This is a genomic window from Roseofilum capinflatum BLCC-M114, from assembly GCF_030068505.1.
Taxonomy (GTDB): Bacteria; Cyanobacteriota; Cyanobacteriia; order Cyanobacteriales; family Desertifilaceae; genus Roseofilum; species Roseofilum capinflatum.
The window spans coordinates 1-26,533 of the sequence record NZ_JAQOSO010000096.1; the positions used below are offsets into that span (position 1 = coordinate 1).

Below are 26,533 nucleotides of genomic sequence, written 5' to 3' on the forward strand. Positions count from 1 at the left end.
TCGGTGCTGGTGTCGGTGCAGGAGTTGGTGCAGGAGTCGGTGCAGGAGTCGGTGCTGGTGATGGCGCTGGTGTCGGTGCAGGAGTTGGTGCAGGAGTCGGTGCAGGAGTCGGTGCTGGTGATAGTGTTACTTGAACAGTAATTGTGCCATCCGTGCCATTATTTGAACTCGCATCTAAGTCTCCATGGGTAATATTCCCTTCTTGAGTTTGTAACGTAATATCACCACCATCCCCATTATTTGAGCTTGAATCAATATCTTCTGTAATAATGTCTCCTTCTTCAATTTTCAAGGTAACATCACCACCATCTCCATTGTTTGAGCTTGAATCAATATCTTCTGTAAGAATATTCCCTTGTTGAGTTTTCAAGATAATATTCCCCCCTGGGCTATTATTACTCCTCGCCTCTAAATCTCCTGTCGTAATATTTCCCGTAGGAGCAGTAATAAAAATATTGCCTCCTGAGCCATTATTACTCCTGGTATTCAAATCTCCTGTTGTAATATTTCCCGCCGAAGCTGTTAAAGAAATATCTCCCCCTGGCTCATTATTGCTCCTTGTACTCAAGTTCCCCAGACTAATACTGGCTCCAGAAATATTAATATCTCGACCGGGAGCGGTAATAGTTGAAGACAAGCTCATCCTAAATGAACCATTATCATCCCCATCTGCATCGGCTGTAAAGGTAATCGATCCCCCTTCGACAAAATTCAGGGAAACGCCCCTAGAGATGGTAATATTATTGGTGGCTTGCAGTTCTATATTGCCGGTTTGTTGTTCTAAAACTTCGGCCGCAATCGTAATATCATCTCCTGCAAAATCATTAAAGCCAATGGTGGGCAACTCATCCTCGACTTCTGAAGGCACAGAGAAAGAGCTATTAGCAATGGTAATATTTTCTGGATCGAGTAAGAGGGTTCCCCATTCTCCACTGGGGGCGCTGACATCTACTGTGCCGGAAAACGTGAGGGTTTCTTTACCGGAAATTTCTACAAATCCGCCATTTCCTCCCGTTTCTCCGCCTCGTGCTTCTACTGTGCCGTAAAATTGGGTGGTTCCATCTGACCAAATGATGATTTCTCCCCCATTTCCTTGCTCTAGACTATTGGCGCGAATTTGGGAATGGGGATTAATTAAAGTTTGTTGGGCATTGGGGAGGGGGCCTTTGCCTTGAAATGAGCCGCCGATGTGAATTTGACCGCCATTTTGGGGACTGGATGCATCAAGGGTTGCGTCAATGACACCGACTTGAGTGCCGATGAGGTTGATGGTTCCGGGGTTGAGGGTGGGTTGGGTATGGGAAACATCTAGGGTTCCGGAGGCGATCGCCACTCCCGGATTTTCTGGTACTGTAATCTGAGAACCGGATAACACCACCTGTCCCTGGGCATTCACCTCGATTTGTGACGCATGGTGGGTGAGTGTCCCTCCCGTGAGCAGTTGGGGAACAGAGAGGGGGTTAAAGGGAACCGACTGGCGATCGCCCACTGGAATTTCTAAACTGAGTAAATGGCCCTCTTGGGAAATCCTGAGCGTATGATTGCCCGGAACTGCCCCCAGAGTCACTGTACCCCCTGGTGCGTTGAGCGTTCCCAGGTTAATCACCGTGCCCCCGGTTAAGCTCAAATTTTCACCCGGACTCACGGTTAAATTGCCCCAATTCAGAATGCCCCCCGGAGTCGCTCCATCAAACCTAAATTCATTGGGTGTACCGGTCAAAATTTGCCAGTTATTGTCCCCAAACACATCCAACCATTGATTTTGACCAAAACCGATGCCCGTAGCGGTTGTAGCGTGAAATGCGGCGGGAACGTTCAGTTGAGCATTGGGGCCAAAAATAATCCCCGCAGGATTAATCAGATAGAGATTTGAGGTTCCCCCCAAAACCTGGATTAACCCATTAATGGTGGAAGGACTGCCCCCATTAATGCGGCTGAAGATATTCTCTATTCCCGGTGTCGATAAAAAATTGGCCACCTGATGAGGGTTAAGGCCAAATTGGGTAAAACTATGAAACAGGTTCGCCCCATCAGCCGAGGGACTCCCCCCTTGGATATAAAATTGATTCCCCTGGGGAATGACCGTGGTTCCTGTACCATCAGCAGCCGGTAGAATGGTTTGGGCTTGGGCAATCTGGAAATAGCTGCCGCATAACCATAGAGAAAGGGCAAGCAGGGGATTCAATCCGTTTATCCGCAGGGACATAATTAATTATTCGGATTCACTCGGTGAAAGAATAGGGGTTTGGGCAAAGGCATCGAGTTGAACAGAACGGAGCAGGGTTTGCCATTGGCTGGCGATCGCCCCATTTTGGGGATTTTCATGATACAACTTAGCCATGGCTGATAGGGCATCATGCCAAATTCCGGACTCCGCATAGAGTTTAGGCAGTGTTTCTGGATTAGCTTGTTGAATTTGAGCTTTGAGATCGGCGTTGGCTTCCATCCGTTCGATCCAACCGTCTACGATAATATCACCGGTACGGTCTTGAGGATCGCAGACTATGGATAAATACCAATGATAAAGTTCATTGTTTTTTAACCCTTCTGTTTCTGCTTTGGATAACTCAATACTAACGATTCCAGATTCAGAAGGGGCAGGGACTTCTTTCTCGTAAATAATCGTTTCGTCGTTTTTGTCGAGTAAGGTAAATTGCAGCGTTTTACCTTCAGCTTTGGGCACATACCAGAACAAGGTCGGATGGCTCTCTAGAGTTAGGGCTAAATCTTTGACCGGAATTAAAGCCGTTAACGGTTGGCTATTCCCTTCCGAAACACTACAGCCACGGGTTCCCACATCTGCGGTTCTGGGGGGCGCTCCTCTCCCTGGAGGATTAAAGGCTTGGGCAATTTCAAAACTGGGTTTGGGAAGAGCAGTTGAGGCACTTTGCCAACCCAGAGTCGCCACGAAGGTTAAAGCAGCTAAGTTGTGGATAGCTTTTGATAAATGAGTGTTTCTTTTCACTTTGGATGACCTAGGTTATACGATGGACATGGAGGCGCTTTTGAGATCTAAACAATCTCTATTAGGGCCTTACCCTGGCCGATCCGCAGACCAGTCAGGAGAGGAGTCCCAATATAACCAGTTTAGTTTCTTTTCGGTTTTATCTCTAACCGAACAACTACGGATTTTTATTTGAAGTTTGGATTAAGCGATCCGCAAGAGTTTTTGCTTGAGATTTAAAAAACGATCCTTAAGATTTTCAGATTATATCCTTAATTTTCTTCCGGAAGACATCGAAACCTGATGAAATCTATAGATCGATCTTAACTGACCTTTTTCAGAAAAAAAGGGGGTTAGACCCCCCAATCACTGGCTCAATTCCTTAAAGATTCTTAACGAATGAATAGAATCCCTTCACCTGTCAGGTTTGGGAATTAGCGCATGGTGACAAATTCTTCGGCGGCACTGGGGTGGATGCCGACGGTGGCATCAAAGTTGGCTTTGGTGGCTCCCATTTTGAGGGCGATCGCCACTCCTTGGATAATTTCTCCCGCATGTTCTCCTACCATATGCGCTCCTAAGACTTTATCGGTTTCTTCATTGACCACTAATTTCATTAACGTGCGGTCTTCCCGGCCACTCACCGTATGATAAAGGGGCTTAAATTTAGCCCGATAAACCTTAATTTTGTCTCCATATTGGGCGCGGGCTTCTTCTTCCGTTAACCCTACCGTTCCCGCTTCAGGATGGGAAAAGACGGCTGTGGGGATATTATCATAAGCCATCTGCCGAGGTTTGCCCCCAAAATGGGTATCAGCAAGGGCGCGGCCTTCACCAATGGCAACCGGAGTTAAATTCACCCGATCCGTACAGTCTCCGACGGCGTAAATATGCTCGATATTGGTGCGACTATTGGCATCCACGGCGATCGCCCCTTTCTCGACTTTGATCCCCACTTTATCTAACCCCAATTTCTCTATATTGGGTTTGCGTCCGGTAGCCGAGATCCCCACCGCATCTACAATGACAATATCCTGTTCATTTTCGCGCTCAATGGTCACCGCTAAACCTTCATCGGTTTTTTCCACTTGAGTAATCACACTCTTATTCAAAACTCGAACCCCATGACGCTCCATTTCCGACTGAATATGGGTGCGAATATCCTCATCAAACCCATGAAGAATATGCTCCCGACGGATGACTTCCGTCACTTCCGTTCCCAATCCATGGAGAATACAGGCAAACTCAACACCAATATATCCCCCGCCCAAAATCACCACCCGTTTGGGTTGCTCCGTAAGCTGGAAAATCTGATCGGAAATTAAGGTATGTTCAATCCCCGGAATATCCGGTTTAACCGGTTTCCCTCCCACAGCAATCAAAATTTTATCCGCCGTTACCGTTTCTTCGCCAACCTTCAGGGTATGAGGATCGACAAACTCGGCATAGTTGCGGTATACCTTCACCTCAGACTTCTCTAACATTCTTTGATATACCCCATTCAGGCGATCGACTTCCCCATTCACCGCGCCGATCATTTTTGTCCAGTCCAGATGACTTTCCACCGCACTCCAGCCATAGCCTTGGCTATCTTCAAACCAACTGGGAAAATGGGAAGCATGTACCATTAGTTTTTTGGGAATACAGCCTCGGTTCACGCAAGTTCCCCCCAGGCGATCGAATTCTGCAATCCCCACCTTTGCGCCATATTCAGCAGCTCGTCTAGCGGTGGCAATTCCCCCGGAACCTGCACCAATCACAAATAAATCAAAATCGTAACTCATCGTTGTGTTCCTCCCAATTTCCCTTCTATTGTAGGGTGGGCAGGAGGATAAGCAACAGGATTCAACTTCTACCAGCAGAGCCTGCCCACCTTATCCCATTTCTTGGTGAGAATGCAAGGTTATAGATCCCCCAAAGTCCCTTAAACAAGGGGCTTTACAGAGCTGAAGTGTTGCATAATGAAGAAGTAGAAATGGTATTAACTAGCCCAAACCGATTTATCTTCACCCAATAACCAGGAGTATTGGTCATGATTTGCGACTGGATTCGAGACTTACCCAAAGCGGAATTACACATTCATATTGAAGGATCTTTAGAACCGGAATTAATGTTTGCTTTAGCCGATCGCCACCAGATCTCTCTTCCCTATGATTCCATAGAAGCTGCCCATCAGGCCTATCAGTTTCAAGACTTACAATCATTTCTCGATCTCTACTATGCGGGAGCCAATGTCCTCCGTACAGAGCAGGACTTTTATGACCTTACTTGGGCTTATCTGCAACGGGCCCACCAGCAAAGCGTACACCATACAGAAATTTTCTTTGATCCCCAAACCCATACCCAGAGAGGAATTAGCTTTGAAACTGTAATTACAGGCATCCATCAAGCCTTGGTGGACGGGAAACAAAAACTGGGCATATCTTCTCATCTCATTCTGTGTTTTTTACGTCATTTGAGTGCCGAAGACGCGATGAAAACCCTGGAAGAAGCCCTTCCTTATCAAGATTGGATTATTGGGGTGGGTTTAGATTCTTCCGAACAGGGTCATCCTCCCTCTAAGTTTACCGCCGTGTTTGACCGAGCCAGAGCGCAGGGATTTTTGACCGTTGCTCACGCAGGGGAAGAAGGGCCACCTGAGTATATCTGGGAAGCGATTGAGTTACTAAAAGTTGCCCGCATTGACCATGGAGTGCGATCGCCAGAAGACCCTAAACTGATGGAGTGGCTCAAAGAACACCAAATCCCCCTCACCGTTTGTCCCCTCTCCAATATTAAGCTCTGCGTTTTTGAAACCCTGAAGCAACATCCCATTAAACAGTTATTAGACGCAGGCCTGCAAGTGAGCGTCAACTCCGACGATCCCGCCTACTTTGGGGGGTATGTACAAGAAAACTTTATGGCCATCTATGAAGCCCTAGACTTGAGTCAACAAGACTTATATCAACTGGCGAAAAACTCCTTTCTCAGTTCATTTCTATCCGAGTCAGAAAAAGAAGAGGCGATCGCCAAACTCGATCGCTTTATCGAAAAATTTGGGTAGAAACCCCGTCCTAAAAGGACGGCTTTATAGCTAGTCTAAATGAGTTGTGCAACGGGAAATGCCCTCTCCCTCAATCCCTCTCCCACGGGAGAGGGACTTTTTCCCCCTTCTCCCGTGGGAGAAGGGGGTAGGGGGATGAGGGGAAGCCATTACACAACTCATTTAGGTTTGCTATATATTCGTTGTGCTATTATTCATGCTATCCTGAGCCAAGATTATCTGTTTCCATTTCCATCTCCCTATGGCACTGTTAGATTCAAAAGGTCGGTTATTTGGCAAGCTCTCCATTCTCGATCTCGGCGCTCTCGTCGTTATTGGCCTAGTCTTATTCGGCATTTTCTTCTACCCAGGAACCTCTGGATCGGTTGCCCAAGTGGGAGTAACGACCAAACCAGTGGAAGTGGATGTCATTGTCCGGGGATTAAGCGTGCGGAGTCCAGAAGATTTGGTGCAAGAGTTCCGAGACACTCAGACCACCAATATTGTCATCCGCAATCAACCCTATGGAAGGGTAACGGTTAAATCTGTGGAACGCTTAGAACGTCGCGTCATTGTGCCTCAACCGGATGGTACAGTCCAAGGATTGAGCGATCCGAGGCCAGAAAGTGAATTTTCCCTCGATATGTTAATGACCCTCACTGGAAATGCTCAAATTACTGATAACGGTGTAGTTTTGGGCAATAGTAAGCTTAAAATTGGGACTCCTGTGGAGTTAGAAGGATTTACTTATAACTTTAATGGCAGTGTGATAGAAGTTCGCGTTTTGGAATAAGAACCGGGTTGCTCAGAAGTTGGACTTAATCAAACTGCTGTATCTACAATTAGGTATTCATAGTAGGTATTCTAGGCGATCGCCATGACAACTGTTTAATTGGACTTGATATTACGCCGATGTTTAATCCTCTTTTGGGCAATTTTCCAAGCGCCGACAGAACAAATACAACTCACGAGTAAAGCAATGAGAAAGGGATGGGGCAGTTGATCTGGCTTTTGGGGATTCGGTAATTCCCAGGGTTCGAGCATTAAACCAGACGTGGAAGCAACGATCGCCCCCGCAGTGATTCCCACCCCGATCGCCTGAATTTCGTCTTGTAGGATGCGATCGCCTTCTGCTTGTTCGATCTCGACTAAACCGCGAATCGTGGCGATCGCCGTATCCAACAGGCGCGAGCCTTCCCCCAGATAGGTTAGGTTAGCGGTGATTTGTTTTTGGTACTGGCGGAAGTTGCGATCGGCAAACTTCAGCGTTGCGGTTAAATTACTGTCTGTAATATTCTCAATATAGATAATTTTCTGCTCATAATTCTGCCGATGGATATCAATAGTATTGTGGAAATTGGCTAAACTCCGCAGAGTTTGCGAATAGGACAGGGAAATATCCAGCAGCCTCTTCAAGTTTCCCTTAAGCTGGTTAAGCTGCTCTGGGGATAAATCGAGTCGTTTATCATCGGAGATATTACTCGGAAATTGCTGAATAATTGCTTCAATTTTCTCGATATTATTTAATCCTTCCTGATATTCTGCCTGACTATCTTGATAGTTGCCGAAGTTCTTATAATCGTAGAGAAATAATTCGCTCCATTCAAATTGGGATTTATCCAATCGGGTAATACTGTTTTCACGGAACGTCAGAAACAACCATATTTTACCATAATAACTATCCTGTTCTGGGCTGCAAAACTCATAAACATACCCATTAAAAAATCGCCAACGATTTCTTAAGGGCAGGGCTTCTGGTAGAGAAGACAACCCTAATAAACTCAGTAAACACATTTGGGCAAATTGGGTTGAATCTTCCGGATCTTCCCTGAGTTGGGCACTGAGGATTAGAGTTTTACCTAAAAACGCCGTTCTTAAGATTTGGCAAAGTTTTTGTTGCTCTAGATCATCATTCACGCTAACTGTTGTGCCGCTAAAAAAATGAATCGAAGGTTTTAGAGCCTTTAATTCTGCAACACTTAATCCATCTTTACCGCTTAAGTCAGGTAAATAGAACGTAAATGAGCCAATGTAACTATCATCAAACAATTGGGGATAGAAAAAACCCTTAAACGGAGGCTGCCATGCGAGAATAAAATTTTGTATGTGCCGGCCATTTGTGGCAGCGATATCTAACAGATCAAAGGGTGATTTAGGTTCATCTGAGCGCCACTGAATCTGAAGAGGCACGCCTTGGGAATCACTAGCATGATACTCTTTTAAGAGTACATCATAATAAGATTGAATATCTGAACGGCTGATATGAATTCGCTCATAGTTGGTTGAACTGCCCTTTTGCAAGTGATAGGTGAACAGGCGCAACGTCACTTTATAGAGTTTAGGAAATCCTTTAATCACGGTTTTTAGGCTTCTCTTCTTGAGACTTTCCTTACCAGTTGCCGCAACCACTGCGCCTCATTCTCCCTCCCTTCCTGCTCCATCTGCTCCGCGATAATCTCACACACCAGGAGAAACTCCCCATTCACCCATTCGCGGTTCTCGTTCAGTATCCGTCCCTCGTCCCCATCGGGACAAGTGAGCAGTTGTTGGATCGGGTTCAGGTAGGCATCCATGGCAATGAACAATGTGGCAATGAACAATTAACAATGAACAATTAACAATTATTTTTTGCAGAGGCTGGGTTTGTCGTGGCTCTTTCCTATTCTATCGCAGCGCAGCCCCCAGAAACCCCCTGCGTAGACCAGAAACCCTTGCGTAGCTCACTTTACCATCGCATTTTTGCTCAGTATCGGCGTGGCTTTATGTTTTGCAGCGCTAGTGAAACCGGCGATCGGTTTGATACGCTGGCTAATTCGCAAGGGTAAAGGTATCAATTAACAATTACAGCGCTTCGCGATGTTATGGTGTACAGTCTTAAAGGCTCAAAGCTACCACAACCCTATTCCCTATTCCCTATTCCCTATTCCCTAGCGCTTCGCGCTATATTAGGTTGAACGGGTTTGAGCCAACGTTGGGCAAAGTCGATCGCCTCAGCTTCCGTGGTCACCTTACCTTCAATTTGGGCGATCTGAATTTCTGTTAATAATTGACCGATTAACTTGCCCTTGGGTAAATTGAGTGCTGCAATTAAGGTATTGCCACCCAGAAGCGGTTGGGGATAAACCACAGGATCTTCGGGGTTGAGGTAGCGATCGCACAAGGGCGCGATCGCCTCTATATCCACGCCTTTCACCCGCGCTAACAGTATCAGAGTCGGAAAAACGAGACGGATCGCATTAAAGAAAAAATACTGGTCTCGCAAGCTCATCTGTTCCGGGTGCAAGATATCCGGTAATCGTTGCAAAACGGCGATCGCCGCCCGAATTTCAGCGCGACTCAATTTCAGCGCTTTCAGTTCGTCCTCTGCTTTCTCGATCTCTGGAGCAATAAACAGGATGAGCTTGGCTAAACTAATGCCATTCGTGGGTTGACTGGCCAAAATGGGGCGATTAAAGTGTTCCCATAATGGGGGCCAGCGATCGCCAAACTCCTGCACAATCTCATCCACCTGATGCACCTGAGTCACCCGCTCGGCACAGGTGTGGGGAAACCAACCCGTTAACACCCCATCCTTCCAAGCCTTTTCCAGGGCTTCACTCCCCGACCGTAAATTGAGTAAATACCCCAACTCCATCCGTACTCGTTCGGCTGCCACCTGGCCCAATTTTGGCGCTAAGGCGATTAGGGTTTCTTGGGTTTCCCGGTCGAGACTAAACCCCAGTTGACTCGCCTGGCGATAGGCCCGCAGGAGTCTGAGGGGATCGTCGGCCAAATTTTGCGCTGACACCATACGGATCAGTTGACGCTGTAAATCTTGACAGCCGTCTAGAGGATCGATTAGGGTGCGCGTAAAGGGATTATAGGCGATCGCATTAATCGTAAAATCCCGCCGCTTTAAGTCAATCTGTAGCGTTTCCCCCTCCTGCTGGGCAAAATCTGCTGTTGCCTTTTCAAACACCACCCGCGCAATTTGCCGCCCGGCATCCAACACCACAAACCCAGCCTGATAAAATCGGGCAATCTGACGAGCCGTTTCTACCGCCTTCTCCGGCAGCACAAAATCCAGATCGAGATAATCCCGTTGCCGTTGCAGCAAGCCATCCCGCACCGCTCCCCCAACCAGACAGGTATCTTCAGGAAGCCATTCTAAACCAAAGGGCCAAGTTTCTGGACTAAGAGCAGCTACAGTGAGGTCAAGCATGTTGATTACAATTTGAACACTTTTGGGCAATCTGAAGAAGGAATACGTTAGATTAGCAAAAAGGGCGAGGGAAGAGGAGCCTGCTTTATCCTTCTCTTTTTCTATTGTGACGTTTTAGCTTGATGTTGGATTATGTGCATTTGTGTCAATTGCGAATATGTAGACCGTTGCCTTACCTATCATGCCGTGGAAGGTCAACACCAACAACCCCATCTAACTGAAAATCCCGATTTTGAAGCCATCAACCCCGAAATTAATGTCAATATCCGCCATCAGGGAGATGAAATTGAGATGGAGTGGGATGTAGTCGGATGTGAAAGTTTTAAGCGAGAACAAGGAAAATGGGCCAAGTTACGTCCAGGAGAGTTGATTCCAACTTAACGATAATGGGTAATAGGCAAAAGGCAAAAGGCAAGAGGGGGGGGAGGCAAGAGGCAAGAGGCTATCCTTCCCATTCTCCCAATCTCCCCCATCTCCCCATCCTCCCTATTCCCTATTCCCTATTCCCTATTCCCTAATTCCCCCATGAGCTACTGCTTTAACCTAGCCTGCAAAACTCCCCATAATCCTGATGAAGCGCGATTTTGTCAAAGTTGTGGCTCAAAACTGCTGGTGGGCGATCGCTATCGGGCGCTGCGTCCCTTGGGTGCAGGGGGGTTTGGGCGAACCCTATTGGCGATCGATGAGCATAAACCGTCACGCCCCCATTGCGTGATTAAACAGTTTTTACCCCAACAACAGGGAACTCAAAACAGCACCAAAGCGGCGGAACTATTCCGTCGAGAAGCCATCCAGCTCGAACCCTTGGGAGAACATCCCCAGATTCCCCAACTCTACGCCTATTTTACGGAAGGCGATCGCCAATATCTGGTTCAAGAATACATTAACGGCCCCACTTTAACCCAAGAACTGGCAGAAACCGGAGCCTTTAGCGAGGAGAAAATCAAGCAACTACTGACTGATTTACTGCCCGTTCTACAATTTATCGGCGATCGCCACATCATCCACCGCGACATTAAACCCGATAACATCATCCGTCGTCAAGAAGATGGACAACTATTTCTAGTCGATTTTGGCGCAGCCAAATACGTCCATCTCACCTCCCAACAACAAACCGGAACCATCATCGGTAGTGCCGCATATACTGCCCCCGAACAACTCCTCGGTAAAGCCACCTATAACAGCGATATTTATAGTTTAGGGGTCACTTGTCTCCATCTCCTTACCCAAATTCCTCCCTTTGATCTCTTTGACAGTGGCGAAAATCGTTGGGCATGGAAAGACTATCTTAAACAACCCCTCAATCCAGAGTTAAGCCAAATCCTGGATAAAATGATTCACACAGCGACTAAATATCGCTATCAATCCCCCAAGGCAATTATTACCCAACTTAATCCTTCTTCCGATGCAGAACCAGCAGGATTTTCGCCCTTAGAAATAGAAAAGGATGAGTCAAGTTCAGACGATGCTCTTGCCCTTGCCCCAAATGCTTCATCTGCCCTAACTGCCCAACCCCAAACTACCCTACAAACTTCAGACATAAAAACCGAGCTAGAAAATGCCTTAAAAGCTACTCTAGATCCTTATTGGGTTAAACTACAACTGTATTGGGGGAAAAAGCACGTCACCCTATTTTTAATTCGCAATCTAGACACGCCAATTAATTATACTTATCTCGTCAAGAAAATTGAGGAAACTATCGATCGCTTTTCCTTAACTGGCATAGAAACCGTGAAAATTTATGGTCGATTGAGCGATCAGCCGATGCCAGAATGGAAACATATTATTAACTTAACATCATCCTCAGAATTCTTATGGCTAGATAGAGCTAAACAAAAAATCTCCTATTACCCAGATCAAAAGTTCTGGATCTCCCAACTGGAAAAGAAAGAGTTTTGGTTAGATGTGCTATTGTTTGGTTTAATGTCTTTTGTCTTCACAGCCAGGATTGTACTACTCAACACTATTTTGGGTTTTCTAACAGCATTGGGGTTTATGTTCGTGCGGAACTTGATGCGCGATCATCCAGAATTCCAAGAGAAAAAATGTTTCAAACATTGGGTGATTATTGGGGGTATTTTAGGTTTATTGCAGATCCAGCTATTTTTGTCTGATGCTTTTGCCTTGATTATTTCTGCTTTTGTGATTGCTTCCCCCATATTTTATATCAAAGGTGTCTTTAAGTCTTGAGGAGATGAGCAAGGGGTTCGGGGGGTTTCCAAACCCTTTTTAAGATTTTAGTGACACCACTTGAATCACCGAGAGATAGGAGGTGTGAAACTGTTCGATTCCCTGAGCTTGTAAACTGTGCTGGATCTCTGCAAAGAGGCGATCGCGCTTTTGAGGTTCCATGACAATATACGGCGACAAGGTGCTTAACAAGCCTAGGTAGCTGTCAATGGTATATGGGCGATCGCCGATCGCCCGATCGCACTGGAAATGATCGAACACCTCAGAATTCCTCAGTGTTTCCCCTAACTGGTCTAAACTTCGTTGGTGATCGTCTAAATGATTAAAATGGCTGAGGGCGCGATCGTAGCGTTCATAAATCCGATCCAGAATATGACACACTTTCGGTTCCGGTCGGGGTGGACTATTCCACAGTAATATCAGATACCCATGGGGGTGTAAACACTCGACGATCTTGCGATCGCGCCCTTCTGGGGATATCCAATGAAAACAAGAGGCCGCCACCACCGCATCAAACCTTTCCCCCTGCGGGTTCCACTCTTCAAACGTGGAATTGACAAACCGCACATTAGCAACCCTTTCACCCTTTTTGCGGGCCATTTCATAAGCGGCCATACTCGGTTCAATCGCCACAATTGAATCCGTAATCTCTCTCAGGTCGAATGTCAAGGTTCCGGGGCCACATCCAATTTCCAAAACCCGTGAATCAGAAGACAACACTCCCCAGTCTAGGGCGCGATCGAGTAAAATTTTTGGATACCGAGGCCGAGTGCGATCGTAAGCTTCAGCCACCGATGAATACCAATCCTTTTTCGCCTCTAAACTTTGAGAGGTGACCCACTGTAAATACTCTTGTAGATCGGCCATTCTTCTCTTGTCAATGACAGAAAAAGGCAGGGGTAGCCTCCCCTACCTTAAAAAACCAACAACTGGAACGATTAACGACTCGGTAACAACTCACCCAAAGCACTCAACAACCGTTCAATACTCTCCGGACGGCTATTATGGCCCATCAAACCAATCCGCCAAACCTTACCGGCCAAATCGCCCAAACCGCCACTAATCTCAATATTATACTGATCCAGCAATTGGCGACGAATTTCGGCTTCTTGTACCCCATCTGGAACCCGAACCGTCGTCAGCGTCGGTAAACGGAACTCCTTGGGCACATGACAAGTTAACCCTAATTCAGCCAACCCATCCCAGAGCATTTGGGCATTTTTCTGATGTCGTTCCCATCGAGACTCTAAGCCCTCTTCAGCCACCAGACATAAAGCCTCATACAGAGCATAATTCATATTAATCGGAGCCGTGTGGTGATAGGTGCGCTCCTGCCCCCAATATTTACTCACCAACGACACATCCAAATACCAATTAGCCACCTTGGTTTGTCGCTTATGGATCTTATCTAAAGCCCGTTGATTCATAGTCAGGGGAGAAGCTCCCGGAGGACAGCTCAGGCCTTTTTGGCTACAGCTATAAGCCAAATCAATTTTCCAATCATCGATAAACAAGGGAAAACAGCCCAAACTCGTTACCGTATCTACCACCAGCAAGCAGTCAAATTCTCGACATAAGTCCCCCAGTCCTTCCAACGGTTGACGAACCCCCGTTGAAGTTTCCGCATGGACAATACCCAAAATTGCAGGACGATGGGTAGAAAGAGCCTTACGCAATTCCTCCAGGGAAAACGCCTCTCCCCATGGCTTGTCAATTTGCCGCACATCCGCCCCATACCGACCCGCCATATCCACCATACGGCGACCAAAATACCCCTTAACGGCGACCAAAACCACATCATTGGGTTCTATCGTATTGGCAAAAGTGGTTTCCATCGCTGCGCTACCGGTTCCACTGACAGGAATCGTTAAGCTATTATCGGTCTGAAAGGTATAGCGCAGTAACTCTTGAATCTCTTCCATCAACTTCAGGAAACAGGGATCGAGGTGACCCACTTGGGGACGACTCATGGCCTCAATTACCCTTGGGTCAGCATTGGATGGCCCCGCACCCAATAGCAGACGGGGAGGCATTTCTAACCGAGGAGAAGAGAGTTTATGGGCGTTGTTAATCGCAAGGACGGCGGTCATGGATAGTGATGTGTACTAACTTTATAATTGATTGATGCTAAGACATCCATCATACCGAACCCCCGTCTTTTGTGATATTTCGTCTTGTTAAGTTTCCTCATCTAGCACTTTGGCTCTAAAATTCGCCTAAAATTCCCGCATTTCGTAAATCTATCCATTAGAATCTTAAGTGAATCTAAAGATTGGTCATCTTTATCCCTCATGATGCAGGCCACTTCCAAACAGCCCCTCAAACCCGATCCTCCTCTTCAACTCCTCTTATTTGTTGATAAGCGTCCCTATGCAGGAGAACAAATTCGGCAAATCCGTTGTTATCTTCGTAATCTGGCCCAAGATCTCGATTTTGAGCTAATGGTTGTGGATGTGAGCGAACAACCCCAATTAGCGGAAAACTTTAAGGTGGTGGCTACTCCAGCGTTAATTAAAATTCATCCCCAACCGAAGCAAACCTTAGCTGGGAGTAATTTAACGAATTTAATTGATAATTGGTGGCCGCGCTGGGTGCAGTCGGTTGAAGAGTATTTGGAGCAGGAAGAATTAGTTGGGTCTGAATCGTCACAACTGAGTGCCTCTATTGCTTATTCTGCTGAATTGCTGCGCTTATCGGATGAAATTTTTCTGCTGCGCCAAGAGACCGCAGAGCTAAAAGAGCAATTACAGTTTAAAGACCGGATTATTGCTATGTTAGCCCACGATCTGCGAAATCCCTTAACGGCGGCGGCTCTAGCCGTTGAAACTCTAGAAATTGGCTATAGTGCAGAAGATAGCCGAGCGTCCCGGTTTACTGCAACTCTAACGACTCAATTGCTGAAACATGCGCGTACTCAAATTAAGGCGATTGACCGCATGATTACGGATATTCTCCAAGTGGCTAAAGGCAGTAATACGCAAATCCAGGTTCACCCGGAGAAAATTGAATTGAAACTGTTATGTAAGACGGTATTAAAGAATTTCGATGAACCATTACAGCAAAAGTCCCTCAATTTGGAAACCGATCTGCCCCAAGATTTACCCCTGGTCTATGCCGATCCCCAGCGAATTGAGCAAGTGATCACCAATTTGTTGGACAATGCAATTAAATATACGCCTCCAGAGGGTTCGATCAAGGTTTCTATTATGCACCGCACGACCCAGAAGATTCAGGTGAGCTTTTGTGATACGGGGCCGGGGATTCCTCCTGAGAAACAGGAAAAGATTTTTGAAGACCGCTTTCGCTTGGAGCGCGATCGCACTACAGATGGTTACGGTATTGGCCTATCCCTGTGTCAGCGCATTATTCGCGCCCATTACGGTCAAATTTGGGTCGAATCTCTCGATAATCAGGGCAGTTGCTTCCACTTCACCCTACCGGTCTACCGCCCTTAATCTCAGTCCAGAAAAAAAATTTCCAGACCTTGACCTTTTCTCAAATTTTGTGCTACCTTAGTTAAGGTTCAGTTTTATGAACAAGGGTCGCTAACTCAACGGTAGAGTACTCGGCTTTTAACCGATTAGTTCCGGGTTCGAATCCCGGGCGACCCATAAATTTCTTGAAGATACAGCGCTTTAGGCTTGGCGGACATGCTCATGTTGGATGCCGAAACGCGCGGTAATCGGTAATGGGTAAGATTAAACCGGGGTCATGGCGATCGCCGGAAAACCCTCGCCATGACAACTAGCTTGACCCACTTAAAAAGCCCAGAGAACGGGGTCATATTCTAGGCGATCGGTAACGGTGGAGCCGATCGCCGAAATTTCCTGCTGCTCTTCCTCTGAAAGCTGAATTTCTGCGGCTTTGGCGTTATCTTGCACTTGCTGAAGATTGCGGAAACCGGCGATCGCATGGGTGCGGGGTTGGGCAATTAACCATGCTAGAGCCAGTTGTGCTAAGGTACACTCTTTGCGGGCGGCAATGGGGCGTAATTGTTCTAGGGCATTTTGTACCCGTTGATAATGCTCTCGATGGACAAAGAGCTTGTTTTTTGCCCGATGATCGCCAGGGGGAAATTGATGATCCGGGCCAAATTTCCCCGTGAGCAGTCCTTGACAGAGGGAGGAATAGGCGAGAATTGACCAATTCTGTTTCATGCAATAGGGCTGAATTTCCGCTTCAATGGCTCTCCAAAAGAGAGAATAGGGCGGTTGTAAACTTTCAATCGGGCCATATTGCCGCGCTTCTTCCATTTGCGCCACAGAAAAATTAGACACCCCGATCGCCCGAATTTTGCCCTGTTGCTTTAAATCCACCATCGCTTGCATGGTTTCGGCGATCGGTACAAGGTCACTCCCCCAACTTCCAGAGGGCCAATGCAATTGATATAAATCAATATAATCTGTTTGTAAGTTCTGCAAGGACTGCTCGCAGGCGGCGATCGCCGCATCATAGCGAAAATCACTCACCCATAACTTAGTCGCAAAAACCATCTGGTCGCGCACATCTGCCAGCGCTCTGCCCACCAGACGCTCAGACTCTCCATTCCCATATTCTGAGGCCGTATCGACCGTCGTTATCCCCGCTTCATACCCCCCTTTGAGGGCTTGAAGCAGTTCCTCCTCATCCGTACCGGCCCACATACTTTTATCCGCTTGCCAAGTCCCCATAATAATGGGGGTCATCTGAATCTCCGTATTGCCTAAAGGGTAAGTTTGCATCGGCTTTAATCTTGTCTTCCACCCCTGACTATAGCATTACAGCAGTTTTTGCCCTCAAGAAAGTCAGGCCCCTATCTTAACGTCAGAAATTTTAATGGATCGGGCTGCAATTCGCTAGAATTGTGCTAATGATGAATTTTTCTTCAAGTTGGCATGAACAGTTGCATTTTAATGGCCCAAATTATTCAAGACCCTCAACTGCGCTATACACCAGATGAGACTCCGGTCACGGAGATGTTAGTCGAGTTCTCGGCAGTGCGGGCAGAAGATCCACCCCATAAATTAAAGGTGGTGGGATGGGGAAATTTAGCGACGGAAATTGCCCAAGGGTATCATCAAGGCGATCAGGTGATTTTGCAAGGTAGCCTGAGAATGAATACATTCGATCGCCCAGAGGGATTTAAGGAAAAACGGGCAGAGTTAGTGGTTTCCCGAATTTATAATGTGCATGGAGAACCCGTTGCCATGAAACCCTTAGCGGCGGTAGGAGCAACGGCCAGCATACCGGATAACGTCACTCCCATTTCCACTCCCGCTCCGGCTGCTCCGCGTCCCCTACCCACTCCGGCTCCGGTTGCTCCACCTCCTGCGGATATTCAACCCTTGGAAGAAGATGAAATTCCATTTTAGGGAATAGGTAATGGGTAATAGGTAATGGTAATAATTCCTCCATTCTCCCATCTTCCTATCCCCCTACCTCATAACCAAGGAAACCTGAAAGACTTGGGCAAAGATCTCTGGGAGAGTTTGGCGAATGTCGGCGAGGGAAATATCTGGGAGAAATTGCTGTAGGCTTCCGACGGGGCGATCGCCAATTCCACAAGGAACGATCGCCTTAAACCCTTCCAGATCGGGGTTGACATTGAGCGAGAAGCCATGCATGGTAATCCAACGGCTGACTTTAATGCCGATCGCCCCCACTTTATAGCCGTTGAGCCAAACACCAGTTAAACCGGGGAGGCGATCGGCTTTTAAGCCATACCCTCTAAGCGTTTCAATCAAAACCGTCTCCAATTGGCGAAGATACCAATGCAGATCCCGTTGATAATAGTTTAAATTCAAAATTGGATAGCCCACCAATTGACCGGGACAGTGATAGGTGACTTCTCCTCCCCGCTCCACGCGATGGAGTTGGGCGGGAGGATGCTGCGGATCGAATTTAAGAAAATCTAACGTGGCTCCTCGTCCCAGAGTATAGACGGGAGGATGTTCGAGCAACAGCAGCAGATCCTCTAGATCCGGATTCTCGCGCCGTTGGGCAACCCATTCCTGTTGCCATTGCCAAGCCGTTTGATAGGGCACAACTCCCCGTTGCCAAACCTGACAGCACCGAGTAGCAATAGGAGATCTTTGTTTCTCCTTATCTCCCCATCCCCCCATCTCCCCATCCCTCTCAAAAATTGGTTAATTTTAACATAAGTTTAGAAAAACAACCGGTTAAAACATCAAGAATTGTCAAGGGATGCAACAGATTTTTAATGGTTGTGTTCAGCAGAATACAAAATGTTAGGGTAAACGTATAACCCCGATGGGAAGTCACTCTTGGCCTTACACTAAGGGTTAAGACCACCCTAGGGAAATTCGTTTAATGGGAGGAAGCTTATATGAAGCTTGTTATCCAGGGAAAAAACATTGAAATAACAGATGCAATTCGTGACTATGTTAATCAAAAAGTTGAAAAGGCTGTCAGTCATTTTGAGAGTCTGACAACAGAGGTTGATGTCAATCTTTCGGTAGCTCGTAATCCCCGGATAAACCCCAAGCAGACGGCTGAAGTGACCATTTATGCCAATGGAACGGTCATTCGGTCGGAGGAGAGCAGTGAAGATCTCTACGCCAGTATTGATTTGGTGGCAGACAAGATTGCTCGACGGCTGCGGAAGTATAAGGAGAAGCGCCAAAAAAATAATAAACACAAAACCAAGACGGCAGTTGAACCTCCTGAACTGGTGGAAGACCTGGTGGAGGATACGGAGGGAATCAGCGATTTAATTGCTAATGGTACTCCGGAACTACCGCCAGATGTGGTGAGAACCAAGTATTTTGCCATGCCTCCGATGACTGTGGAAGAAGCGCTTGAACAGTTGCAACTGGTCGGCCATGATTTCTTTATGTTCAGAAATGCGGATACGGGAGAAATCAATGTGATCTATGAGCGCAACCATGGTGGATATGGAGTTCTCATGCCTCGCAATGGCAATGGCCATACCCAAGGTCGCAATGGTTCCACGGCTCAAGCCAATGCAACCGTAAGCTCGAATGCTTAACATGGGATTCATGTTTGCCTTAGAACGGCCCGATGGCAGAAGAGACTAAATGCCTCAAATGCCATCCCGGTTGCCGTTAACCGGTTTGTTGCCAGATTTTAACCGTCATGTCTTGGGAACCACTGATTAAGGTTTTCCCATCGGGACTAAAGGCAACAGCAGTAACGGGGCCTTGATGACCTACTAAGGTGTCGATTTCTTCACCGGTTTCGAGTTTCCAGAGTTTGATGCTCTGGTCATGGCTTCCACTGACTAGCATTTGTCCGTCGGGGTTGAGTCCAACGGTGTAGACAATTCCTTGATGGCCGGAAAAGGTTCGCACTAATCCCCTCGTGCTACAATTCCACAGTTTAATGGTGCGATCGCCACATCCGCCCGCTAACATTTGGGCATCCGGTGTTAGAGCAACGCTATAGAGGGCCATGGTGACTTCGAGGGTCATTTGGGGGCTATCGGCTCCCACTTGCCACACTTGGATGAGACCGCGATGATCGTTGCGGCCGGCGATCGCCAAAACATCCCCATCTCTGCTAAACCCTAACGAATCAATCTCATAATCCACATAATAATTGGTGCGGAGCAACTCCCCATGAGCAAAATCCCAAAATCTCAGGGAACTCTTCTCTTCTAAGGGTTCCGAACCCGCGCTCACCAAGGTTTGCCCATCCGCACTAATAGCAACCACCGTTGTCCAATCTTCGCATTCCAATTCTTGCAGCATTTTGCCCGTCGTTACATTCCAAATTTCAATCTCTCCGGTAGCTGCTGCTAGGGTTTTCCCATCTCGACTCAGAGCCACAGAACTGACGGATAAATCCTCGAAATCTAAAGATAACCGGGTCATTTCATAGGTGCTTAAATCTACGCTGTTCATTTCCTCATAGCCCCCACTCACTAAGCGACTCCCATCGGAACTGAGGGATAAACAAGTCACGGCGCTCGATTGAGTGAGGGTTTTCACGCATTGCCAACCCGTTTTACTTTTAATAGATTCAGGCTGTGATACTACCGGAGATGGAGCTTTAGGAGTCGCCGGTTGTGCAGGCATTGGCGTTTGATTAGGGGTGTCCCACTCATCCTCATCCCCCCATTCATCATCACGGCTGAGATCCGGTTCAAAGTCCATCTGAGATTGAAAGTCATCAAACCCCTGTTTAATCCGATTCACCCATTTTTCGGCACGTTCGGTAAAGCTTTTTACGTCAGAAACCGGTGTTTCGGAGTCGGGTGTTGGGGGTTGGGGGGCTTTCTCCAGTCGGTTTTGCAACTGGATCAGTAACTCCGTTTGTTGGTTGAGTTGGCTTTGCAGTTGGGAAAGTGCGGCTGAGTCTGTGGCGTTATGTTGGGGGGTTTGGGTGGGTAAATTCTGAATTTCGGTTGAGAGTTTATCGAGTTGGGTTTGCAGTTGGGTTAATTGGGGAATAACATCCCCAGACGTTTGGGGAACGGGTAAGGATTGTAACTGTTCATTGACGTGAACAATGGAGTTGAGTAGCTCCGTTGACTGGGAACCCAGGTGTTCTAAAGTGGTTTCCAGGTTTTCCAGTTGGCTCGATGCGGTGTTTAATTGGCTCAGATCCAGGCGATCGATTTGCCCTTGTACGGCTTCTTTCCAGGTGGTGAGGCTCTGCTGAACATCGTTAAAACTTTGATCTAGATGCTCTTGCAGTCGGCTATATTGACCGCGCAATTCAGCTAGATCGCCCTCTACGTCTTGCTTGAGGGTTTTGACTTCCCCAGAGACTTCGGTTAACTGGGATTCTAAAGATTGTAGTCGTTCTTCAGTGGGGAGGCGATCGAGTCGTTGCAGAATCTGCGCTAAGGATTCGAGGACATAATTGGACTGATTGCGAAGTTGAGCTAATTCTTCTTCCATACTCTTAAAATCTAGGGTTTCCAAAACCGATAAGCGATCGCTTAAATTTGCTTCAACTCTACTCAGTCCTTGTTCCCACTGTCGAGGGTTGATTTCACTCCCTAGAGAAAGGACAACTGCGCGTAAGGATTCGATCTCTTCAGAAATCTCTTCAGAAAGGGAAGCTTGCAGTTGCGGCAGATCCATTTGTCTATCCTGCTGATACTGTGCAGCCAGACGTTGACGGTTAATCAGATTGAGAAACAGAGACAAAGACATCGGAGTGGCAACAAACACCACCTTTTCCAGAAGCACAGCAAACCCAGCCCCCACCACCGAGGCGACGATAGACACAGATTCAGCCATTTCCGTCCAATGGCGGTTTTTCACGGTTGGCTTGTTGTTCGACATGGCAAGATTCCCATTCCTGGATCTAGTGTAGTCCTTCTTGTCTAGCAGGGGGTTGGGGGGATCTTGTGCCCTTGTATCTCATTAAGCAAGCAAAGCGCTATAACTATCAAGGATCGATTGAGGGCAAGCTTCAAAAGAAATAGGATAAGATAGGCAAACTCAAGATAGGAGAAGCAGATCATGAAAGTTTCTGATTCCGATCGCACTCAACACCCCCACAAACCCTTACCTCCCCCTCCTCATCCATCCAAAAGCCCTCAACCCTTTCAAGCGGGAAACTTAATCAAAAAAATTGTACAGCACGCCCACACCAATAAAGCCTCGGATATTCATATTCGCGTGGGACAGGTCACCCGATTTCGAGTCCGGGGTAAAATGATGAAGCTCAAAGAGCAAAATCCAGTCACCCCCGAACAATTCGATCAGTACCTAGAAGATATTCTGCCCCCAGAACAACGTCAAAAATTTGCCCAAGATAAAGAATTAGATACAGCCATATTTTATGAAGGATTAGTGCGCTGTCGGGTCAATTGCTTTGACTCTCTAACTGGGGGAGCCATGGTATTACGCTTGATTAGTTTGGAGATTCCTACCATCGAGCAATTGGGCTTACCCGAAGTGTTACAGGATCTCATTTGTAGTCAACAAGGTCTAATTTTAGTCACGGGGCCAACCGGGTCAGGAAAATCAACCACATTGGCGGCGATGATTGATTTTCTCAATAAGAGCGAATATAAACATATTGTCACCATTGAAGACCCCATTGAGTATGTGCATCCCTCCCATAAATGTTTACTCAGTCAACGGGAAGTGGGGTTACATACCCATGATTTTTACCAGGCCCTGCGAGCCGTTTTGCGGGAAGATCCAGATGTAATTTTAATTGGAGAAATGCGCGATCGCATTACCGTAAATACTGCTCTGCAAGCGGCTCAAACCGGTCACTTAGTGCTGGGAACCCTCCATACTCGTAATGCCATTAATGCCATTAATCGCCTGTTAAATCTCTATAGTGCAGAGGAACAGCAAGCCGTTCGCATTCAAGTGGCGGATTCTCTCGTAGGTGTGGTTGCCCAATTGTTACTACCAACAACCGATGGACGACGGACAGCGGCCCATGAAATCTTGGTCAATACTCCAGCCATGCAAGACTATTTATTAAAAGGGTCTGAAGATGAAGCGTTTCAATTAATGGAAACAGGCAAAATGGATGGGATGTGTGTGATGAATCAATCTCTGTATAAATTGATTTTAGAGGGCCGAATTACGATTGAGGAAGCACAAAAGGTTTCTTCCGATCCGGGTGAGTTAGATCGGTTAATGAGAACTGGAGGTTATGATGCTCACCAGTCTCCACGAGATTGGCAGTAAGTCATTGGTTAGGATTGAAAAAAAATCAGTTACGGAGCCGATCGATCCAGTAAAATAAACAGTAACAGAATAATAGCTTAAGCTTCTCAAGTGTTGCTAGTCTGGTATAAAAGCAGGAGGAGATGATTGTTATGTCGAAAGAAGAAGTGATGCGCTTTTTAAAGGATGTCAATCAAGATCATGATTTACGAGACTCTTTGGAACAAGCGGCCGATCCACAGGCATTTATTCAGATGGTAAACCAGTTGGGATACCAGTTTGAAACGGGAGAACTTGAAGAGGTTGCCCATGAAGAAAGCAAGGGAATTAACACCCGTAGACCAACGGGAGTATGGCATTGGTTACGCACGGTCAATTGGATCGATCGCGACCAAACCACCCATTCTTTGTAAGTGCGGACGATCTCTATATTCACTCTTCACCTAATGCTTGAGTCAACAGCATAACTTTATCCAGGGTGTCATCATAAATTCTGGAAAGCCTGGAGTTACTCTTCTCAAAGGCTCAATTAACAGTAAATTCACCCCATTTTTGGTTAACGATGATAGCAACCCTGAAGTCCACAACCCCTAAATTAGACGACCTAAAAGCACGGGTCACCGAGATCTATGATATTAATGCGGCTGTTTCTGTACTCTATTGGGATCAAGCCACCTATATGCCCTCTGGAGGGGCCCAAGCTAGGGGACGACAGATGGCCTTGTTGCGGCAAATGGCCCATCAAAAGTTGACAGACCCTAGATTAGGAGAGTTATTGTCAGATTTAGAGGAGCAAGCTCAAAGCTGGGACTATACTTCCCCAGAAGCGAGTTTAATTCGCATCACTCGCCGGAATTATCAGAGAGCGATACAAGTGCCTGGGGATTTTGTGGCCCAGTTTTCGGCCCATCGCAGTCGCTGTTACGAAGCTTGGGCTAAAGCGAGGGAAGAGGATAATTTTGCTCTGGTGCAACCGGAGTTAGAAAAAACCCTGGATTTTACTCGCCAGTATGCGAGTTTTTTTGCTGGCTATGACCATATTGCCGATCCATTGATTGAAGAGGCTGATTATGGGATGACTACGGCAACTCTGCGACCGTTGTTTGCCCAGTTGCGTCAGAAGTTAGTACCATTGGTGGAGGCTATTTCCTCTTGTCCCCAACCGGATGTTTCCTGTGTGCAGCAAGGGTTCGATCGCCAAAAACAATTACAGTTTACTCTCAATCTCCTACGCCAAGTGGGGTATGATTTTAATCGCGGTCGCCAGGATGAAAGCTTGCATCCGTTTACCACCAGTTTTTCGATTGGTGATGTGCGAATTACCACCCGTGTGCGGGAAAACGATCTGACGGAGGCTCTGTTTAGTACGATTCATGAGATGGGCCATGGGTTCTATGAGCAGGGATTGGATCGGAGTTTAGAAGGTACACCGTTAGCAGAAGGTACATCCTCTGGAGTCCATGAGAGTCAGTCGCGACTGTGGGAAAATTTGGTGGGGCGATCGCCGGAATTTTGGCAGTATTTTTATCCTCAGTTGCAGGAAGTATTCCCGGATCAACTCAAGGATGTGGCTTTAGATCGCTTTTACCGAGCCATTAACCGGGTAGAGCGATCGCTCATTCGCACAGATGCCGATGAGGTCACCTATAATCTCCATGTGATGATTCGCTTTGACCTCGAATTAGAATTACTTGAAGGCTCTCTAGAAGTGCGGGATCTGCCCGAAGCTTGGAATGCTCGCTATCAGGGAGATCTCGGAGTCTGTCCAGAGAGCGATCGCCTGGGTGTGCTTCAGGATGTTCATTGGTATACCTCCACCCTCGGAGCCATGTTCCAGTGCTACACATTAGGCAACATTATGAGCGCTCAAATTTATCAAGCCGCTCTCCAGGATCTGCCCCACCTGAAAGACGACATTGCCCAAGGTCATTTTGCCCCCTTACACCAGTGGTTAATCGACCATATTTATCAATTTGGCAGTGTCTACACCCCACTGGAGTTAATGCAAAAAGTCACCGGTAGCGATTTGACCGTTACCCCATTTTTGGATTACATTGAGCAGAAATATCGGCAATTGTACGACTTCTAAAGAACAGACCCTCTCCCTATATCCCTCTCCCTTGGGAGAGGGACTTCTGCTCCCCTTCTCCTGCGGGAGAAGGGGGTAGGGGGATGAGGGGCAGCCATTACATAACTCATTTAGGTTTGCTACATAGCTAGTCTAAATGAGTTGTGCAACAGACAATGCCCTCTCCCTAATCCCTCTCCCACGGGAGAGGGACTTTCAGGGGGATGAGGGGCAGCTCTTACATAACTCATTTAGGTTTGCTATAGAGGATATCGATTATGTATGATTTTGCAATAATTGGGGGCGGAATTGTCGGTTTAGCCACAGCCCTGGCATTGCAAAATCGTTTTCCCAACGCCCAAATATCAGTATTAGAAAAAGAGCCTCAATTAGCTTTCCATCAAACGGGGAACAATAGCGGGGTCATTCATTCCGGGATTTATTATAAACCGGGAAGCTTGAAAGCCCGTTTAAGTCGTGCTGGATCAAAATCCATGGTCGAGTTTTGCCAACAGTATGATATCCCCCATGACGTTTGTGGTAAAGTCATTGTCGCCACAGCAGAAGACCAATACCCCCAATTGGAAAAACTCTATCAGCGTGGGTTGGAAAATGAGTTAGAAGTGGCGAAAATTTCCGCCGAAGAAGTAAAGGAAATTGAACCCCATGTAAGTTGTTTAGCCGGGATTCGGGTGAAAACAACTGGCATTGTTGACTATCGCCAAGTCTGTGAAAAATATGCCCAGTTGATTGCCGAATCTGGGGGCGATATTCGCCTGAATACGAAGGTGGAAAACTGGCGGGAGATGGCGGAAACGATTATTCTCGAAACTTCCCAAGGGGAAATTGAAGCCAAATTTGTGATTAACTGTGGGGGATTATTTAGCGATCGCCTCACCCAGATGAGTGGGGTGCAGCCCCAAGCCAAAATCATTCCCTTTCGCGGTGAATATTACGAACTCAAGCCGGAAAAGCGCTATTTGGTCAAAAACCTCATTTATCCGGTTCCCAACCCAGAATTTCCCTTTTTAGGCGTTCACTTTACCCGCATGATCGATGGCTCTGTCCATGCGGGGCCGAATGCGGTCTTAAGTTTGAAACGGGAAGGCTATCGAAAAACGGATGTGGATCTGGCTGATGTTGCCGAAATGCTCACCTATCCTGGACTGTGGAAACTAGCAGCAAAACATGGCAAAGAAGGCATCAAAGAGATTATTCGCTCCTTGAGTAAAGCTGCGTTTGTCCATAGTCTGCAACAGTTGATTCCGGAAGTGCAAGCGGAAGATGTAATCCCTACCCATGCGGGGGTTCGCGCTCAAGCCTTGAAACCTGATGGCGCTCTAGTTGATGATTTTTTGATTCTCCAGGATAAGCGAAAAATGCATGTGTGTAATGCACCTTCTCCTGCGGCAACGGCTTCTTTGGAAATTGGTCGAGAAATTGCGGCACAAGTGCCTGAACTACAGGGACTTATGACTTATACCTGATCCCTGCATCTATAATC

The 26,533-nt window shown here is 46.9% G+C and carries 22 protein-coding genes and 1 tRNA gene; 12 read left to right on the forward strand and 11 right to left on the reverse strand.

The window, feature by feature from the left end:
- The 3 genes from PMG25_RS18175 to gor form a co-directional block, all read right to left on the reverse strand.
- Positions 1-2,206 (reverse strand): two-partner secretion domain-containing protein (locus PMG25_RS18175; RefSeq protein WP_283768309.1); only part of this gene is annotated, 2,206 nt, incomplete at its 3' end.
- Positions 2,207-2,212: 6 nt separating this feature from the next.
- The gene (locus PMG25_RS18180) at positions 2,213-2,965 is read right to left on the reverse strand and encodes a DUF928 domain-containing protein (protein WP_283768310.1); all 753 of its coding nucleotides are present in this window, start codon (positions 2,963-2,965) and stop codon (positions 2,213-2,215) included.
- 413 nt (positions 2,966-3,378) lie between these two features.
- Positions 3,379-4,728 (reverse strand): glutathione-disulfide reductase, encoded by a 1,350-nt coding sequence (gene gor, locus PMG25_RS18185; RefSeq protein WP_283768311.1) that lies wholly within the window; start codon positions 4,726-4,728, stop codon positions 3,379-3,381.
- A gap of 248 nt (positions 4,729-4,976) precedes the next feature.
- On the opposite strand from gor, the gene PMG25_RS18190 reads away from it, so the two are divergent.
- Together PMG25_RS18190 and PMG25_RS18195 are read left to right on the forward strand one after the other, a co-directional pair.
- Entirely contained in the window at positions 4,977-5,987 is a 1,011-nt protein-coding gene (locus PMG25_RS18190) for an adenosine deaminase (protein ID WP_283768312.1), read from the forward strand.
- Between the two features lie 241 nt (positions 5,988-6,228).
- Positions 6,229-6,759, forward strand: a complete 531-nt coding sequence (locus PMG25_RS18195) for a DUF4330 domain-containing protein (RefSeq protein ID WP_283768313.1) — start codon at positions 6,229-6,231, stop codon at positions 6,757-6,759.
- A gap of 95 nt (positions 6,760-6,854) precedes the next feature.
- On the opposite strand, the gene PMG25_RS18200 is transcribed toward PMG25_RS18195, so the two are convergent.
- The 3 genes from PMG25_RS18200 to PMG25_RS18210 all read right to left on the reverse strand — a co-directional run bounded on the left by PMG25_RS18200 (position 6,855) and on the right by PMG25_RS18210 (position 10,167).
- The gene (locus PMG25_RS18200; protein ID WP_283768314.1) at positions 6,855-8,324 is read right to left on the reverse strand and encodes a hypothetical protein; all 1,470 of its coding nucleotides are present in this window, start codon (positions 8,322-8,324) and stop codon (positions 6,855-6,857) included.
- 5 nt (positions 8,325-8,329) lie between these two features.
- Positions 8,330-8,566: a hypothetical protein gene (locus PMG25_RS18205; protein ID WP_283768315.1), complete on the reverse strand. Its 237-nt coding sequence runs from the start codon at positions 8,564-8,566 to the stop codon at positions 8,330-8,332.
- A gap of 320 nt (positions 8,567-8,886) precedes the next feature.
- Complete coding sequence (locus PMG25_RS18210; protein ID WP_283768316.1) at positions 8,887-10,167, reverse strand: tRNA nucleotidyltransferase/poly(A) polymerase-related protein; 1,281 nt, start codon at positions 10,165-10,167, stop codon at positions 8,887-8,889.
- 132 nt (positions 10,168-10,299) lie between these two features.
- Between PMG25_RS18210 and PMG25_RS18215 the strand changes: the two genes are divergently transcribed.
- Both PMG25_RS18215 and PMG25_RS18220 read left to right on the forward strand, forming a co-directional pair.
- On the forward strand, positions 10,300-10,548 hold the full coding sequence (locus PMG25_RS18215; RefSeq protein ID WP_283768317.1) for a Ycf34 family protein: 249 nt from the start codon (positions 10,300-10,302) through the stop codon (positions 10,546-10,548).
- A gap of 144 nt (positions 10,549-10,692) precedes the next feature.
- A complete protein-coding gene (locus PMG25_RS18220) occupies positions 10,693-12,357 on the forward strand; it encodes a protein kinase domain-containing protein (protein ID WP_283768318.1) in 1,665 nt (554 codons plus the stop codon).
- A gap of 39 nt (positions 12,358-12,396) precedes the next feature.
- On the opposite strand, the gene PMG25_RS18225 is transcribed toward PMG25_RS18220, so the two are convergent.
- Both PMG25_RS18225 and PMG25_RS18230 read right to left on the reverse strand, forming a co-directional pair.
- Positions 12,397-13,224 carry a class I SAM-dependent methyltransferase gene (locus PMG25_RS18225; RefSeq protein ID WP_283768319.1) on the reverse strand — a complete coding sequence of 276 codons (828 nt, stop codon included), beginning with the start codon at positions 13,222-13,224 and terminating at the stop codon, positions 12,397-12,399.
- Between the two features lie 71 nt (positions 13,225-13,295).
- Positions 13,296-14,447: a pyridoxal-phosphate-dependent aminotransferase family protein gene (locus PMG25_RS18230; protein WP_283768320.1), complete on the reverse strand. Its 1,152-nt coding sequence runs from the start codon at positions 14,445-14,447 to the stop codon at positions 13,296-13,298.
- 204 nt (positions 14,448-14,651) lie between these two features.
- Here PMG25_RS18230 and PMG25_RS18235 point away from each other — a divergent pair, with 204 nt between their 5' ends.
- Together PMG25_RS18235 and PMG25_RS18240 are read left to right on the forward strand one after the other, a co-directional pair.
- Positions 14,652-15,812 carry a histidine kinase gene (locus tag PMG25_RS18235; protein WP_347178879.1) on the forward strand — a complete coding sequence of 387 codons (1,161 nt, stop codon included), beginning with the start codon at positions 14,652-14,654 and terminating at the stop codon, positions 15,810-15,812.
- An 84-nt stretch (positions 15,813-15,896) separates the two neighbouring features.
- Positions 15,897-15,968, forward strand: a tRNA-Lys gene (locus PMG25_RS18240).
- Between the two features lie 147 nt (positions 15,969-16,115).
- Here PMG25_RS18240 and PMG25_RS18245 read toward each other — a convergent pair.
- Positions 16,116-17,078 (reverse strand): aldo/keto reductase, encoded by a 963-nt coding sequence (locus PMG25_RS18245; RefSeq protein ID WP_283768322.1) that lies wholly within the window; start codon positions 17,076-17,078, stop codon positions 16,116-16,118.
- A 153-nt stretch (positions 17,079-17,231) separates the two neighbouring features.
- Between PMG25_RS18245 and PMG25_RS18250 the strand changes: the two genes are divergently transcribed.
- Positions 17,232-17,708, forward strand: coding sequence for a single-stranded DNA-binding protein (locus PMG25_RS18250; RefSeq protein ID WP_283768323.1), 477 nt, complete (start codon positions 17,232-17,234; stop codon positions 17,706-17,708).
- A 63-nt stretch (positions 17,709-17,771) separates the two neighbouring features.
- Here PMG25_RS18250 and lipB read toward each other — a convergent pair whose 3' ends face one another.
- Positions 17,772-18,458, reverse strand: coding sequence for a lipoyl(octanoyl) transferase LipB (gene lipB, locus PMG25_RS18255; RefSeq protein WP_283768324.1), 687 nt, complete (start codon positions 18,456-18,458; stop codon positions 17,772-17,774).
- A gap of 224 nt (positions 18,459-18,682) precedes the next feature.
- On the opposite strand from lipB, the gene hpf reads away from it, so the two are divergent.
- A complete protein-coding gene (hpf, locus tag PMG25_RS18260) occupies positions 18,683-19,345 on the forward strand; it encodes a ribosome hibernation-promoting factor, HPF/YfiA family (RefSeq protein ID WP_283768325.1) in 663 nt (220 codons plus the stop codon).
- A 76-nt stretch (positions 19,346-19,421) separates the two neighbouring features.
- On the opposite strand, the gene PMG25_RS18265 is transcribed toward hpf, so the two are convergent.
- A complete protein-coding gene (locus PMG25_RS18265) occupies positions 19,422-21,611 on the reverse strand; it encodes a WD40 repeat domain-containing protein (protein WP_283768326.1) in 2,190 nt (729 codons plus the stop codon).
- Between the two features lie 180 nt (positions 21,612-21,791).
- On the opposite strand from PMG25_RS18265, the gene PMG25_RS18270 reads away from it, so the two are divergent.
- From PMG25_RS18270 to lhgO, 4 genes are all read left to right on the forward strand, one after another.
- Positions 21,792-22,982 (forward strand): type IV pilus twitching motility protein PilT, encoded by a 1,191-nt coding sequence (locus PMG25_RS18270; protein WP_283768327.1) that lies wholly within the window; start codon positions 21,792-21,794, stop codon positions 22,980-22,982.
- A gap of 131 nt (positions 22,983-23,113) precedes the next feature.
- Positions 23,114-23,374, forward strand: coding sequence for a Nif11-like leader peptide family natural product precursor (locus PMG25_RS18275; RefSeq protein WP_283768328.1), 261 nt, complete (start codon positions 23,114-23,116; stop codon positions 23,372-23,374).
- Positions 23,375-23,526: 152 nt separating this feature from the next.
- The gene (locus PMG25_RS18280; protein WP_430540977.1) at positions 23,527-25,050 is read left to right on the forward strand and encodes a carboxypeptidase M32; all 1,524 of its coding nucleotides are present in this window, start codon (positions 23,527-23,529) and stop codon (positions 25,048-25,050) included.
- Between the two features lie 257 nt (positions 25,051-25,307).
- Positions 25,308-26,516, forward strand: coding sequence for an L-2-hydroxyglutarate oxidase (gene lhgO / locus PMG25_RS18285; protein ID WP_283768330.1), 1,209 nt, complete (start codon positions 25,308-25,310; stop codon positions 26,514-26,516).
- The last annotated feature ends 17 nt before the right edge of the window (positions 26,517-26,533 follow it).